The 13,503-nt window shown below is 57.9% G+C and carries 16 protein-coding genes and 1 tRNA gene; 15 read left to right on the forward strand and 2 right to left on the reverse strand.

Translation table 11 applies throughout. The annotated features are described in order from the left end of the window. Positions 1-17: 17 nt before the first annotated feature. From ybgC to nadA, 11 genes are all read left to right on the forward strand, one after another. The gene (ybgC, locus tag WA145_RS18865) at positions 18-470 is read left to right on the forward strand and encodes a tol-pal system-associated acyl-CoA thioesterase (RefSeq protein WP_422583031.1); all 453 of its coding nucleotides are present in this window, start codon (positions 18-20) and stop codon (positions 468-470) included. Between the two features lie 2 nt (positions 471-472). After that, positions 473-1,168: a protein TolQ gene (tolQ, locus tag WA145_RS18870; protein ID WP_304870633.1), complete on the forward strand. Its 696-nt coding sequence runs from the start codon at positions 473-475 to the stop codon at positions 1,166-1,168. A 15-nt stretch (positions 1,169-1,183) separates the two neighbouring features. Continuing rightward, a complete protein-coding gene (tolR, locus tag WA145_RS18875) occupies positions 1,184-1,636 on the forward strand; it encodes a protein TolR (protein ID WP_422583032.1) in 453 nt (150 codons plus the stop codon). Beyond that, positions 1,636-2,586 carry a cell envelope integrity protein TolA gene (gene tolA / locus WA145_RS18880; RefSeq protein ID WP_422583033.1) on the forward strand — a complete coding sequence of 317 codons (951 nt, stop codon included), beginning with the start codon at positions 1,636-1,638 and terminating at the stop codon, positions 2,584-2,586. Before tolR ends, tolA begins: the two co-directional genes overlap by 1 nt. Next, positions 2,583-3,881 carry a Tol-Pal system beta propeller repeat protein TolB gene (tolB, locus tag WA145_RS18885; RefSeq protein ID WP_422583034.1) on the forward strand — a complete coding sequence of 433 codons (1,299 nt, stop codon included), beginning with the start codon at positions 2,583-2,585 and terminating at the stop codon, positions 3,879-3,881. The genes tolA and tolB overlap by 4 nt, the downstream gene beginning before the upstream one ends. A gap of 66 nt (positions 3,882-3,947) precedes the next feature. Continuing rightward, complete coding sequence (gene pal, locus WA145_RS18890; RefSeq protein ID WP_090252626.1) at positions 3,948-4,445, forward strand: peptidoglycan-associated lipoprotein Pal; 498 nt, start codon at positions 3,948-3,950, stop codon at positions 4,443-4,445. A 6-nt stretch (positions 4,446-4,451) separates the two neighbouring features. Continuing rightward, positions 4,452-5,273 (forward strand): tol-pal system protein YbgF, encoded by an 822-nt coding sequence (gene ybgF, locus WA145_RS18895; RefSeq protein ID WP_422583035.1) that lies wholly within the window; start codon positions 4,452-4,454, stop codon positions 5,271-5,273. A gap of 250 nt (positions 5,274-5,523) precedes the next feature. Beyond that, complete coding sequence (gene queE, locus WA145_RS18900; RefSeq protein WP_422583036.1) at positions 5,524-6,171, forward strand: 7-carboxy-7-deazaguanine synthase QueE; 648 nt, start codon at positions 5,524-5,526, stop codon at positions 6,169-6,171. A gap of 1 nt (position 6,172) precedes the next feature. Continuing rightward, positions 6,173-6,847: a 7-cyano-7-deazaguanine synthase QueC gene (gene queC / locus WA145_RS18905; RefSeq protein ID WP_422583037.1), complete on the forward strand. Its 675-nt coding sequence runs from the start codon at positions 6,173-6,175 to the stop codon at positions 6,845-6,847. Positions 6,848-6,904: 57 nt separating this feature from the next. Then, positions 6,905-6,980: transfer RNA gene (locus WA145_RS18910), tRNA-Lys, on the forward strand. A gap of 169 nt (positions 6,981-7,149) precedes the next feature. Continuing rightward, positions 7,150-8,208: a quinolinate synthase NadA gene (nadA, locus tag WA145_RS18915; RefSeq protein ID WP_422583038.1), complete on the forward strand. Its 1,059-nt coding sequence runs from the start codon at positions 7,150-7,152 to the stop codon at positions 8,206-8,208. Between the two features lie 550 nt (positions 8,209-8,758). Here nadA and WA145_RS18920 read toward each other — a convergent pair. Further along, positions 8,759-9,622, reverse strand: coding sequence for a universal stress protein (locus WA145_RS18920; protein WP_422583039.1), 864 nt, complete (start codon positions 9,620-9,622; stop codon positions 8,759-8,761). Positions 9,623-9,865: 243 nt separating this feature from the next. Here WA145_RS18920 and WA145_RS18925 point away from each other — a divergent pair, with 243 nt between their 5' ends. After that, positions 9,866-10,471, forward strand: a complete 606-nt coding sequence (locus WA145_RS18925) for a tRNA-(ms[2]io[6]A)-hydroxylase (protein ID WP_422583040.1) — start codon at positions 9,866-9,868, stop codon at positions 10,469-10,471. A 268-nt stretch (positions 10,472-10,739) separates the two neighbouring features. On the opposite strand, the gene gltA is transcribed toward WA145_RS18925, so the two are convergent. Then, positions 10,740-12,014 (reverse strand): citrate synthase, encoded by a 1,275-nt coding sequence (gltA, locus tag WA145_RS18930; RefSeq protein ID WP_422583041.1) that lies wholly within the window; start codon positions 12,012-12,014, stop codon positions 10,740-10,742. 362 nt (positions 12,015-12,376) lie between these two features. Between gltA and sdhC the strand changes: the two genes are divergently transcribed. The 3 genes from sdhC to WA145_RS18945 form a co-directional block, all read left to right on the forward strand. Next, on the forward strand, positions 12,377-12,751 hold the full coding sequence (sdhC, locus tag WA145_RS18935) for a succinate dehydrogenase, cytochrome b556 subunit (protein ID WP_422583042.1): 375 nt from the start codon (positions 12,377-12,379) through the stop codon (positions 12,749-12,751). Continuing rightward, on the forward strand, positions 12,745-13,113 hold the full coding sequence (sdhD, locus tag WA145_RS18940) for a succinate dehydrogenase, hydrophobic membrane anchor protein (protein ID WP_422583043.1): 369 nt from the start codon (positions 12,745-12,747) through the stop codon (positions 13,111-13,113). The genes sdhC and sdhD overlap by 7 nt, the downstream gene beginning before the upstream one ends. A gap of 3 nt (positions 13,114-13,116) precedes the next feature. Continuing rightward, positions 13,117-13,503, forward strand: a 387-nt coding sequence (locus WA145_RS18945; RefSeq protein WP_422583044.1) for an FAD-dependent oxidoreductase, incomplete at its 3' end; no start/stop codon positions are given.

Below are 13,503 nucleotides of genomic sequence, written 5' to 3' on the forward strand. Positions count from 1 at the left end.
GGAGCTGGCACTAGAGTATGCGCGCGCAAAACGGAGTTACGCCGTTCACCCATCGCTGTCGGGTTTATTTCGAAGACACCGATGCAGGCGGCATCGTCTACTACGTCAATTACCTCAAATTTATGGAACGGGCTCGCACCGAGCGCCTGCGTGATCTGGGTTTTCTCCAGTCTACGTTGGCCGAGGAGGGCCTGTTGTTCGTTGTGCATTCGGCCCAGGCGCGCTACCACGCACCGGCCAAGCTCGACGACGAGTTGCTGGTAAGCGCCGAGGTAATCGAATTAAACCGTGCCAGCCTGGTTTTTCGTCAACAGGTCAGGCGGGCGACGGATGATGTGCTGCTCTGCGAAGGGCAGTTTATGGTGGCCTGTGTGCGCGCCGACAATTTGAAACCCCGGGCCATTCCTCAAGCTCTGCACGCGGCCTTTGCCGGGCAGTGCGGCGCGGGCACATCTAGAGCAGGAGAGTAAGCGTGGAAGCCAACGCCGTTGACCACATGTCGATGTGGAGTCTGATCAGCAACGCCAGCCTGGTGGTGCAACTGGTAATGCTGACGTTGGTGGCCGCCTCGGTCACTTCGTGGGTCATGATTTTCCAGCGCACGGCTCTGCTGCGCGCGGCCAAGCGCGCCCTGGATAATTTCGAGGAGCGCTTCTGGTCGGGTATCGACCTGTCCAAGCTGTATCGCCAGGCCGGCAGCAACCCGGACCCGGATTCCGGTCTGGAGCAGATCTTCCGCGCCGGCTTCAAAGAATTCTCGCGTCTGCGCCAGCAGTCCGGGGTCGATCCGGATGCGGTGATGGATGCCGTGGCGCGTGCCATGCGCGTGGCCATCTCGCGCGAGGAAGAGAAGCTGGAACAGAGCCTGCCATTCCTCGCCACTGTCGGTTCTACCAGCCCCTATATCGGCCTGTTCGGTACCGTGTGGGGCATCATGAACTCCTTCCGCGGCCTAGCTCAGGTGCAGCAAGCGACCCTGGCCACCGTGGCTCCGGGTATTGCCGAAGCGCTGATCGCCACCGCCATCGGCCTGTTCGCCGCGATTCCTGCGGTAATTGCCTACAACCGCTTTGCCGCCCGTGGCGAAATGCTGATTGGCCGTTACTACACCTTCGCCGACGAGTTCCAGGCGATTCTGCACCGCAAAGTGCATACCTCGGACGACTAAAGGGCAGAACCAGTCATGGCGAGAATTCGCAATAGACGCAAGCCCGTCGCCGAGATGAACGTGGTGCCCTACATCGATGTGATGTTGGTACTGCTGGTGATCTTTATGGTGACCGCGCCCATGCTCAATCAAGGGGTAAAGGTCGATCTGCCGCAAGTCAGCAGTGAAGTCTTGCCGCAGGACAATAACGCTCAGGTGCTGACCATCTCGATCAAGGCCGACAAGACCTACTACTGGAATATGGGCACCGAGGTTGATGTCGACACCGTGCAGGACAAAGCGCTGACCCTGGAAGAAATGACCCGCGCAGTGACCGCGATCATCAGCCAGAGCCGGGCAACTGGTAAACAGGTACAGGTGTTCGTGCGCGGCGACAAGAGCGTCGATTACGGCACCATCATGGCGGCCATGGGCGGCTTGCAGCAGGCTGACGTGGGTAACGTCGGGCTGATTACCGAGGCCCCCTGATGCACTACCAGCGCGAGCGTTCGCCCTCGGAAAGTCTGTTCTGGCCGGTTGTCTGGGCGGTGGGGCTGCACGTCATCATGTTTGCCATGCTGTTCGTCAGCTTTGCCTTTGCCCCGGACCTGCCGCCGGCTAAGCCGGTGGTGCAGGCGACTCTGTACAAGCTGCAATCGCAGAGTCAGGCCACTACCCAGACCAATCAGAAAATTGCAGGCGAAACCAAGAAAACTACTGCTCCGGTGTATGAAACCGAACAACTTGAGCAGAAAAAGGCCGAGCAGGAAAAAGTTGCGGCCAAGGCTGCGGAACAAAAGAAAGCGCAAGAGGCTCAGAAAGCCGACGCTGCTAAAAAGGCCGATGCCGATAAGAAGGCCGCCGAGCAGAAGAAGCTCGCCGATGTAGCCAAGAAGAAAGCGGCGGATGAGGCGGCCAAGAAAAAGGCTGCTGAAGACGCGAAGAAAAAAGCGGCAGAAGAGGCGAAGAAGAAAGCCGCCGCTGAAGCTGCGAAGAAAAAGGCGGCTGATGATGCCAAGAAGAAGGCGGCTGAAGCGGCTCAGCGTAAGTCTGTAGAAGACAAGAAGGCGGCTGCACTGGCTGAGCTGCTGTCCGAGGATGTCGGTCGCCAGCAGGCAATCGCCGATACCGTCGGCGATGAAGTCGCCGGCAGCCTGGATGACCTGATTGTTATGCTGGTCAGCCAGCAATGGCGACGCCCGCCATCTGCACGTAATGGCATGAGCGTAGAAGTACTGATCGAAATGCTGCCCGATGGCACCATTACCAATGCCAGCGTGACGCGCTCCAGTGGCGACTCGCCATTTGATAACTCGGCCGTGCAAGCGGTGCGTAACGTTGGCCGTATTGCTGAAATGCAACAGCTGGACCGCGCCACTTTTGATCGCCTTTACCGGCAGCGTCGCGCTGTCTTCAAACCGGAGGATTTAGGTCTGTGAATACCCTGATGCGTCTTGTTCTGCTCGGTCTGACCCTACTGGTCGGCACCGTTCAGGCCGCTGATCCGCTGGTGATCAGCAGTGGCACCGACCGTGCCACACCCATCGCCGTGGTGCCGTTTGGCTGGCAGGGTGGCAGCGTGTTGCCCGAGGATATGGCCGAAATCATCGGCAATGACCTGCGCAATTCTGGCGTGTTCGAGCCGATTCCTCGGCAGAATATGATCAGCCTGCCGACTCAGGCGGCTGAAGTGATCTACCGCGACTGGCAGGCCCTGGGCGCACAGTACGTACTGGTCGGCAACATTGTGCCGAGCGCCGGTCGTCTGCAGATTCAGTTTGCCCTGTTCAACGTCACCACTCAGCAGCAGGTCATGACTGGCAGTGTCGGTGGTGGTGTCGATCAGCTGCGCGATATGGCGCACCACATCGCCGACCAGTCGTTTGAGAAGCTCACTGGCGTTAAGGGCGCGTTTTCCACGCGCATGCTCTACGTCACCGCGGAGCGCTTCTCGGTTAGCAACACCCGTTACACCCTGCAGCGCTCCGACTACGACGGTGCCCGCGCGGTGACCTTGCTGCAATCGCGCGAGCCGATCCTCTCGCCGTCGTTCGCTCCGGATGGTCGTCGCATTGCCTATGTGTCGTTCGAGCAGAAGCGCCCACGGATCTTCGTGCAGCATATCGACACGGGCCGTCGCGAGCAGATCACCAATTTTGAAGGCCTGAATGGCGCGCCAGCCTGGTCACCGGATGGCAATCGTCTGGCCTTCGTACTGTCGCGTGACGGCAACCCGGAAATCTATGTGATGGACATGGGTAGCCGTCAGCTGCGCCGTGTGACCACTCAGCCATCGATCGATACCGAACCATTCTGGGGTAAAGACGGTCAGACTTTGTACTTCACCTCGGATCGTTCCGGCAAGCCGCAGATCTACAAAACCAATATCAATGGCGGTTCGGCAGAGCGTGTGACCTTTATCGGTAACTACAACGCTAACCCGAAACTTTCTGCCGATGAGAAGACCCTGGTGATGATTCACCGCCAGGATGGTTACACCGTGTTCAAAGTGGCGGCGCAAGACCTGCAGCGCGGCAATTTGCGCATTCTTTCAGACACCAGTCTGGATGAGTCGCCTACTGTTGCGCCTAACGGCACCATGGTAATCTACGCCACCCGCCAGCAGGGTCGGGGAGTCTTGGTATTGGCGTCCACTAATGGTCGCGTGAGGCTCCCTCTTCCTACCGCTCAAGGCGAAGTTCGAGAGCCTTCTTGGTCCCCTTACCTGAACTGATGCGGCGCTACACCGTTGTTGCTTGAAATACTGCTTAACACACTGGGGTTCATTAGGAGTTACATGATGGAAATGCTGAAATTTGGTAAGTTCGCCGCGCTGAGCCTGGCTCTGGCCGTCGCAGTTGGTTGCTCCTCGAAAGGCGGCGACGCTGCTGGCGAAGGCGCTACCGATCCAAACGCTGGTTACGGTGCCAACACTGGCGCTGTTGATGGCAGCCTGAGCGAAGAAGCTGCTCTGCGCGCTATCACCACCTTCTACTTCGAATACGACAGCTCCGACCTGAAGCCAGAGGCCATGCGCGCTCTGGACGTGCACGCCAAAGACCTGCAAGGCAATGGCGCTCGCGTAGTTCTGGAAGGCCACGCTGACGAGCGCGGTACTCGTGAATACAACATGGCTCTGGGCGAGCGTCGCGCCAAAGCTGTGCAGCGTTACCTGGTACTGCAGGGCGTTTCCCCGGCTCAACTGGAACTGGTTTCCTACGGTGAAGAGCGTGCAATCGCCACTGGCAACGACGAGTCCTCGTGGGCTCAAAACCGTCGCGTCGAACTGCGTAAGTAATTCGATATGCGTACGTGCCGTCGTGCTTTAACCGTTTTGGCGCTCAGCCTGCCGCTTGCGGCCTGGGCTGAGGTTCCCGTGGTGGATAACAATGCCGGTTACGGCAGCAGTTACCCGCCTGCTGGTTACGGTACGTCCGGCACCTCCGTTGTGTCAGGGGCTGCGGCCCCTGTCACGGCGCAGGGCATGCTGTTCAACCAGTTGCAGCAGATGCAGGAAGAGATCGCTCAGCTGCGCGGTATGCTGGAAGAGCAACAGAATGAAATTCAACGTCTGAAGCAAGAAAGCCTGGAGCGTTATCAGGATCTTGACCGACGTGTGAGTGGTGGTGCAGCAGGTGCTGCGACCAATCAGAATTCTTCAGCCACTGGCGCAATCAATGCCAGTGGTACACCTACTCCGCCAGCGGCGGGGCAGGCACAAGCGCCGGTCAGTAATGAGCCGGCCGACCCAGCAAAGGAAAAGCTGTTCTATGAAGCGGCCTTTGACCTGATCAAGGCCAAGGACTTCGACAAGGCCAGCCAGGCGTTTGCCGCTTTCCTGCGCAAATACCCGAACAGTCAGTACGCCGGCAACGCGCAGTACTGGCTGGGCGAGGTGAACCTGGCCAAGGGTGATCTGCAGGGTGCGGGGCAGGCTTTTGCACGGGTAAGTCAGGCTTACCCGAGCCACGCCAAGGTGCCGGACTCGCTGTTCAAGCTGGCTGATGTCGAGCAGCGCCTGGGCAATAGCGACAAGGCCAAAGGTATTCTGCAGCAGGTGATTGCCCAGTATCCGGGTAGCTCGGCTGCTCAGCTGGCGCAGCGAGATTTGCAACGTTTGCCTTAAGCTCTTTATGGATGGTCAAGAAACCCGCGCTTTACGCGGGTTTCTTATTGGCGATTATTCAATGATTCGCCTGGCGCCTTCTCATGCGGCGTTATGAATTTTATGGCCTGCCATCCCTGGCAGCCACCCTCCGGGTCGTTGCTATGCGACGTTAAAAACTGCTACGGGCAGTCTTTTTCGTATACAATCCGCGCCCCTTTTCCCGCAACGGAGGCGGACGGCCTGTTTAGCTGTCACGCCCGTGGCTGATATGCAAGATACCCTGCGAATTACCGAGATTTTCTACTCGCTGCAGGGCGAGACACGCACCGCCGGCTTGCCGACTGTGTTCGTTCGCCTGACCGGCTGCCCTCTGCGTTGCCAATACTGCGATACCGCCTATGCCTTTAGTGGCGGCGAAATCATCTCGCTGGACGCTATCATCGAGCAAGTGGCCGGCTACAAACCGCGCTATATCTGTGTGACCGGTGGTGAGCCGTTGGCGCAGCCCAACTGTATTGCTCTGCTCAAGCGTCTGTGTGACGCCGGCTATGAGGTGTCGCTGGAAACCAGTGGCGCCCTCGATGTATCGGCGGTCGACCCGAGGGTAAGCAAGGTGCTCGATCTGAAGACCCCGGGCTCTGCCGAGGTGGCGCGCAATCGTTATGAGAATATCGACCTGCTGACGCCCAACGATCAGGTCAAGTTCGTTATCTGCTCCCGTGAGGACTACGACTGGGCGGTGAGCAAGCTGATCCAGTACCGCCTGGATAAGCGCGTTAGCGAAGTGCTGATGTCGCCCAGCCACCATGAGCTGGATGCGCGCTCGTTGGCCGAGTGGATCATTGCCGACAACCTGCCAGTTCGCCTGCAGATGCAGCTGCACAAGATTCTCTGGAATGATGAGCCGGGACATTGAAATGAGCGATAAGAAAGCGGTAATTCTGCTGTCAGGCGGCCTGGATTCGGCCACCGTGGTGGCGTTGGCCAAGGCCGATGGCTACAGCTGCTACACCATGAGTTTCGACTACGGTCAGCGCCATCGCTCCGAATTGCAGGCAGCTGAGCAGGTGGCGCGGCAACTGGGTGTGGTCGAGCACAAGGTGATCGGCCTGAATCTCAATGGCATGGGCGGCTCGGCGTTAACCGACGCCAGCATCGCTGTGCCGGAAAGCCCGACCGAGGGTATTCCAGTGACCTATGTGCCGGCGCGCAATACGGTGTTCCTGTCGCTCGCGCTGGGTTGGGCCGAAGTGCTGGGTGCGCGGGATATCTTTATCGGCGTCAATGCGGTGGATTATTCCGGTTACCCGGATTGCCGTCCGGAGTTTATTGAGGCCTTTGAGCGCATGGCCAATCTGGCCACCAAGGCTGGGGTAGAAGGGCAGGGCTTCCGTATTCAGGCTCCGCTGCAAGCCATGAGTAAGGCTGAGATCGTCCAGGCTGGTGTTCGGCAGGGCGTTGATTACGCGCTGACCGTGTCCTGCTACCAGGCGGATGATCAGGGTCGCGCCTGTGGCAAATGTGACAGCTGCCGTCTGCGCGCAGCTGGTTTTGCAGCGGCTGGAGTAATGGACCCCACTCGTTATTTCTAAAAATTTTTCGCGAAGTGTTGAATTCCTGAATTAAATCAGTATCATGCGCCTCGCGTCGGGTCGTTAGCTCAGTTGGTAGAGCAGTTGGCTTTTAACCAATTGGTCGTAGGTTCGAATCCCACACGACCCACCATATTTCCTTCCGCGGAAGGTCAAGAAGCCTGAAAGTTCTGATTAAGGAATTTTCGGGCTTTTTTGTATCTGTCGTTTTTATCGCCTGTGCGTGGCAGCAAGCTGCCTGCTCCGGCGCCATGCAGGCGGGTATACTCGCTGCACTGAAAGCATATTCAGAGCCTGATGACATGACCCAGATTACCGAACGACTGTTGGTGCAAGCCCACCTCGATGCCAAGCAGCCCAAGCCGCTGACACCTGAGCAAGCGGCCTTTTACCGTGCCGAAATCGCCGTCGAGCTGAAAAAACAGAACGCCGTGCTGGTGGCGCACTATTACTGCGACCCGGTGCTGCAGGCGCTGGCCGAAGAAACCGGCGGCTGCGTTTCCGACTCGCTGGAAATGGCCCGCTTCGGCAATCAGCACCCGGCGCAGACCGTGCTGGTCGCCGGGGTTAAATTTATGGGCGAAACGGCGAAAATCCTCAATCCGGAAAAGCGCGTGCTGATGCCGACGCTGGAAGCCACCTGCTCGCTCGATCTGGGTTGCCCGGTGGATGAGTTTGCGGCGTTCTGCGATCAGCATCCGCAACGTACCGTGGTGGTGTATGCCAACACCTCGGCGGCGGTGAAGGCGCGCGCCGATTGGGTGGTGACCTCCAGTTGCGCGGTGGAAATCGTCGAGCACCTGATGGACAACGGCGAAAGCATCATCTGGGCACCGGATCAGCATCTGGGGCGTTATATCCAGAACCAGACCGGGGCCGACATGCTGCTGTGGGACGGTGCCTGCATCGTTCACGAGGAGTTCAAGGCCAAGCAGCTTGCAGATATGAAGGCGCTGTACCCGGATGCAGCCGTGCTGGTGCATCCCGAGTCGCCGACGGCGGTGATCGATCTGGCCGATGCGGTGGGTTCTACCAGTCAACTGATCGCCGCCGCGCAGCGCTTGCCGAACAAGACCTTTATCGTCGCCACCGACGCCGGCATCTTCTACAAGATGCAGCAGCTGTGCCCGGACAAGGAATTTGTCGCCGCCCCAACCGCCGGTAACGGCGCGGCCTGCCGCAGCTGTGCGCATTGCCCGTGGATGGCGATGAATACCCTGCAGCGCACCTTGGCGTGCCTGCGCGAAGGCAGCAATGAGATCTTCGTCGACCCGGCCTTGATTCCCCGGGCGATCAAGCCGCTCAAGCGTATGCTGGATTTCACCCAGGCTGCACGGCTCAAACTGAGCGGCAATGCATAAGTTGGCTATATAAAAATCCAGGTGTTTTTGCTTGAGTGCGTGGCGGTTTTTGGCCTGGCTAGCTGTGGCGAGCGGCGATTTTTCCTGCAATAAGTGGGATGTAATGCATGGCTGAGGCCGGTAGTTTGCCCCGGTAGCGGGAGATGTTGCCGGGATGATCCACTAAGGCTGCGTTGAGTGCGCTCAGAAGTGCCTAGAAGCAGGCGGTGAAGTTCATATCGTAGCGGGGTATGCCGGTGATTGGCTCGTGCTGCAGGCCATAGCCCAGCTCTAGACTCGAGAGTTTCTGCTCGTCATGTGCTGATTGGTTAGCGTGCTTTGCTTGATTTTCCGCTATCCCAGCGTGATTGCACCGTCCGACAGATTCCAGTAGACGAGTGCGCAAAAGTGCAGCGTCACGATAGTCATCCTGGTAGCTCTGGCATTGTAAGCAGCGCCATGGGGCAATGCGGGTGAGTGGAAGGCTGCATAAAAAATCCGATGCCCGAATAAGCATCGGATTGTGTTGGTTATCTGCTAAACCATCAAGCGATGGTTAACCTAGCCGGTATTAGCGCTCGGCTACTAGTTCTTCCAGGTGGGCGATGATGTCGTCCGGCTTGAGCACCAGAATGTCGCTTTCCAGCGAGTCAAGAATCACCTCGGCGGTATTACCGATCAGTGCGCCGGAAAGCCCGGTGCGCGCCACGGTACCGATCACCGTCACGCCCGCGTTAAGTCGATGCGCTGTCTGTGGGATCAGCACATCGGCCGGGCCTTCGGCGATATGCAGGCGCTCATCGCTGATCGCGTATTCGGCTTGGAACGCTTTACATTGTTCGCGGTAGCGCGCTTCGATGGTTTCCTTTAACTGGAAGGTCGGGTCGGCGGCGGAAAGCATCGGTGTAGGGTGAGCACTGATTACATGCAGCTCAGCCTTGGCCAGGGCGGCAATGTCGAAGCCATGGCTGATGATGCTGGTGTGCAGGGTGCGGTGCTCGCTGTCAGCGTTACCCACATCGACCGCCGCTAGGATGGCGGTGCCCGCCCAGGATTTTTCGGTTTTCACCATCAGCACCGGCGCCGGGCAGTAGCGCAGCAACTTCCAGTCATCAGGGGTGAGCAGGGCTTTTTTCAGTGGGTTGTCGGGAAAGTGCTGTTTGACCACCAGGCCGCAGCCTTCGGTCTGTTGCACATTGATGATGGTCTGGTGCTGGTTTTCATCCCAGGCCTGCTGGCTGGAGGTGCTGAAACCTTCACTGTTGAGCAGGCCGGTGAGGTCGCTCAGGTAGCCGGTGTGATCACTTTTCTTGTCGCACACCAGCAGATGCAGGTGTGATTGAGTTACGCCGGCAATCAGCTTGGCGCGTTTCAGGGCCAAGTCTTCCGTATGATTGGGTTCCATCACCACCAAAATGCTGCGAATAGCTTGCATGATCATCTCCATGTGCAGTCAGTCGTACTGTTTATCACTATAGATCGTTGCCACCGGCTTGCTGCTTGATCGACGTCAATCGGGTGGCCGTTCGTGCGCTCATTCGTATAATGGCGGCCTTCCAGTCGCATCCCTTGCGTCCGCCTATTTTTGTGAATTTATGTATCTGTTAGCCGAAATCGATGATTTGCCCAGAGCGTTCACCCGTCAATCCCGGCATTGCTGGACACTGAGGGTGTGCCGATGAACTTGCCGGAGATTCATGAGTTTCTTGGCTGCCGCACGCCAGATGGCTGGATCACCGCTGCCTTGGCTGACCAGCAGACGCTGCTGATCGATCACAAAAACTGTGAGTTCAAGGCTGCTAGCACCGCGCTGAGTCTGATGGCCAAGTACAGCACTTACGTCGACCTGCTCAACGCCATGTCGCGCTTGGCCCGTGAGGAGCTGGTGCACCATGAGCAGGTGCTGCGCATCATGAAGCGCCGCAAAATTGCTCTGCGCCCGGTATCGGCGGCGCGCTACGCCTCAGGCCTGCGCAAGGCGGTGCGCACCCACGAACCGCACAAGCTGGTGGATACCCTGGTGGTGGGTGCGTTTATCGAGGCGCGTAGCTGCGAGCGCTTTGAGGCATTAGTGCCGCACCTGGATGAGGAGCTGGGTAAGTTCTACTTCGGTTTGCTGAAAAGTGAGGCGCGGCATTTTCAGAATTATCTGAAGCTGGCTTATCAGTACGGCGATGCCCGCGATGTCGAGCAGGCCATCGAGCGGGTGAGGGTGGTGGAGCGCGAGCTGATTGAGTCGCCGGATATTGAGTTTCGCTTCCATAGCGGTGTGCCGCCGCTGTAAAGCGCCAAAGCGCTCAATCGCGATGCAGGTCCGCACCCCGGTGGATTCGAACGTCGGACTGCTGTTTGCCTGGCCCAGGCTGCGCACTGCTGTGCCTCAGGCGCCAGCTAACTGCCCCGCAGGATTCAACATATAACGGCTACAGCGCCATAAAAAATCCGATACCTGAAGCAGGTATCGGATTTTGTTTTTAACCTGCGGCACATCCAGGTCGAAGGCTTAGCTGATTGGCATTAGCCGTCGGCCTTTTTGTGCAGTGCGGCCCAAATTATTTCGTCAGGTCACGCTGCTGGTAGCCAGTGTATAGCTGGCGCGGACGGCCAATCTTGTATGGGCTGGAGAGCATTTCTTTCCAGTGCGAGATCCAGCCGACGGTCCGCGCCAGGGCGAAGATCACGGTGAACATGCTGGTCGGAATACCGATAGCCTTGAGGATGATGCCCGAGTAGAAGTCGACGTTCGGGTACAGGTTGCGCTCTTTGAAGTACGGGTCGGTCAGGGCGATCTCTTCCAAGCGCATGGCCAACTGCAGCTGTGGATCGTTGGTGATGCCCAGCTCTTTGAGTACTTCGTCGCAGGTCTGCTTCATCACGGTGGCGCGCGGGTCGCGGTTTTTGTAGACGCGATGACCGAAGCCCATAAGTTTGAACGGATCGTTCTTGTCCTTAGCCTTGGCGATGAATTTGTCGATGTTCGACACGTCGCCAATCTCATCCAGCATGCTTAGTACGGCCTCGTTGGCACCGCCATGCGCCGGGCCCCAGAGGGCGGCGATACCGGCGGCGATACAGGCGAACGGGTTGGCACCCGAAGAGCCGGCCAGGCGTACGGTGGAGGTCGAAGCGTTCTGCTCATGGTCGGCGTGCAGGATAAAGATCTTATCCATGGCCTTGGCCAGCACCGGGCTGATCGGTTTGATCTCGCACGGGGTGTTGAACATCATGTGCAGGAAGTTTTCCGCGTAGTTCAGGTCGTTACGCGGATACATCATCGGCTGACCCATGGAGTACTTGTAGGTCATGGCGGCGATGGTTGGCATCTTGGCGATCAGGCGCATGGCCGATACTTCGCGGTGATGCGGGTTATTGATGTCCAGGGAGTCGTGGTAGAACGCCGAGAGGGCACCGACTACACCGCACATGATGGCCATCGGGTGAGCGTCACGGCGAAAGCCGTTGAAGAAGGTCTTCAGTTGCTCGTGAACCATGGTGTGGTTCTTGATGGTGCTGACGAACTTGGCTTTCTCTTCTGCCGTCGGCAATTCGCCGTTGAGCAGCAGGTAGCAGGTTTCCAGATAGTCGGATTGCTCTGCCAGCTGTTCGATGGGGTAGCCGCGGTGCAGCAGGATGCCCTGGTCGCCGTCGATGTAGGTGATCTTCGACTCGCATGAGGCGGTGGACATAAAGCCAGGATCAAATGTGAAACGGCCCGTGGCGGTTAAGCCCCGCACGTCAATTACATCGGGACCAACGGTGCCGGTTAAAATGGGCAGCTCGACGGGGGCTGCGCCCTCGATGATCAACTGCGCTTTTTTGTCAGCCATGTTTGGCCTCCTAGTTATGCTTGAAATCATCTGACTGCCCCCCACGCAGGGCCCGCACCACTATAGTGAGATAAATTCGAATGTCAATTTGCGAAAACCCAGGCGGCAGAAGGGTTTGCGGGTGGTTTTCGGGCGTTTGAAGCGGTCCTTTACGTCATTTATTAGAGGTGTGCAATGCGCTTTTAGGTAGGGGGCTTTGCATTGTCATTAGTAACCTAACTGTCTATACTCTGCGCCCAGCTACCAAGGGCTTTAGCCTGTCTTTTGGTAGTTGTCACTCCTTGGGTGATGGGTACCTGACCAGTGCACTTCCCGACAACTTTGCCCTGATAGTTAGGGGCTCTCAGTGTGATAAAAAAGCCGTGAATAGCCAAAGACCTGTAAACCTAGACCTTAGGACTATCAAACTCCCAATCACTGCTTACACGTCCATTCTTCACCGTATCTCCGGTGTCATCCTCTTTGTCGGTATCGCCATTCTGCTGTATGGCCTCGACAAGTCGCTGTCGTCCGCAGAGGGCTTTGCCCAGGTGCAGGAGTGTTTGACCAGCCCGCTGGCCAAGTTTGTGATTTGGGGTCTGTTGTCCGCTCTGCTGTACCACCTGGTGGCAGGTGTACGCCACTTGATCATGGACATGGGCATCGGTGAGACGCTGGAAGGCGGCAAGCTGGGCTCGCAAATCGTTCTCGTCGTATCGGCGATCGTGATCGTGCTGCTGGGGGTGTGGATATGGTAACCAATGTCACGAATTTCTCGCGTTCGGGTCTGTATGACTGGATGGCGCAGCGTGTGTCTGCTGTCGTCCTCGCGGCTTATGTGCTGTTTCTGCTTGGCTTTGTCGTGTCTAACCCGGGTCTGGGTTATGCCGAGTGGCAGGCGCTGTTCTCCAATAACGCAATGCGTATCTTCAGCCTGTTGACCCTGGTGGCGCTCAGCGTGCACGCCTGGGTTGGCATGTGGACAATTTCCACCGACTACCTGACGCCGATGGCGCTGGGTAAGTGGGCGACTGCCGTGCGTTTTCTGTTCCAGGCTGCGTGTGGCGTTGCCATGTTCGCGTTTTTCGTTTGGGGCGTGCAGATTTTTTGGGGTAACTGATCCATGACAAGCATTCGCACTCTTTCTTATGACGCCATCATCGTGGGTGGCGGCGGCGCCGGTATGCGCGCTGCACTGCAGTTGGCTCAGGGTGGTCATAAAACCGCAGTAGTGACCAAGGTCTTCCCGACCCGTTCGCACACTGTGTCCGCTCAGGGTGGCATTACCTGCGCCATCGCTTCGGCCGACCCGAACGACGATTGGCGCTGGCACATGTACGACACCGTCAAGGGTTCCGACTATATCGGTGACCAGGACGCTATCGAATATATGTGCTCCGTGGGTCCTGAGGCTGTATTCGAACTGGAACACATGGGTCGGCCGTTCTCCCGTACCGAGCAGGGCCGCATCTATCAGCGTCCGTTCGGCGGCCAGTCCAAAGGCCCGAAC

The organism is Pseudomonas sp., from assembly GCF_049301935.1.
In the GTDB taxonomy this organism is placed as follows: Bacteria; Pseudomonadota; Gammaproteobacteria; order Pseudomonadales; family Pseudomonadaceae; genus Aquipseudomonas.

Bases quoted from the DNA above. Each gene is read 5' to 3' on its own strand.
- ybgC (WP_422583031.1), top strand. From the start codon at position 18: ATGCGCGCGCAAAACGGAGTTACGCCGTTCACCCATCGCTGTCGGGTT.
- tolR (WP_422583032.1), top strand. From the start codon at position 1,184: ATGGCGAGAATTCGCAATAGACGCAAGCCCGTCGCCGAGATGAACGTG.
- tolA (WP_422583033.1), top strand. From the start codon at position 1,636: ATGCACTACCAGCGCGAGCGTTCGCCCTCGGAAAGTCTGTTCTGGCCG.
- pal (WP_090252626.1), top strand. From the start codon at position 3,948: ATGGAAATGCTGAAATTTGGTAAGTTCGCCGCGCTGAGCCTGGCTCTG.
- ybgF (WP_422583035.1), top strand. From the start codon at position 4,452: ATGCGTACGTGCCGTCGTGCTTTAACCGTTTTGGCGCTCAGCCTGCCG.
- queE (WP_422583036.1), top strand. From the start codon at position 5,524: ATGCAAGATACCCTGCGAATTACCGAGATTTTCTACTCGCTGCAGGGC.
- queC (WP_422583037.1), top strand. From the start codon at position 6,173: ATGAGCGATAAGAAAGCGGTAATTCTGCTGTCAGGCGGCCTGGATTCG.
- nadA (WP_422583038.1), top strand. From the start codon at position 7,150: ATGACCCAGATTACCGAACGACTGTTGGTGCAAGCCCACCTCGATGCC.
- WA145_RS18920 (WP_422583039.1), bottom strand. From the start codon at position 9,622: ATGCAAGCTATTCGCAGCATTTTGGTGGTGATGGAACCCAATCATACG.
- WA145_RS18925 (WP_422583040.1), top strand. From the start codon at position 9,866: ATGAACTTGCCGGAGATTCATGAGTTTCTTGGCTGCCGCACGCCAGAT.
- gltA (WP_422583041.1), bottom strand. From the start codon at position 12,014: ATGGCTGACAAAAAAGCGCAGTTGATCATCGAGGGCGCAGCCCCCGTC.
- sdhD (WP_422583043.1), top strand. From the start codon at position 12,745: ATGGTAACCAATGTCACGAATTTCTCGCGTTCGGGTCTGTATGACTGG.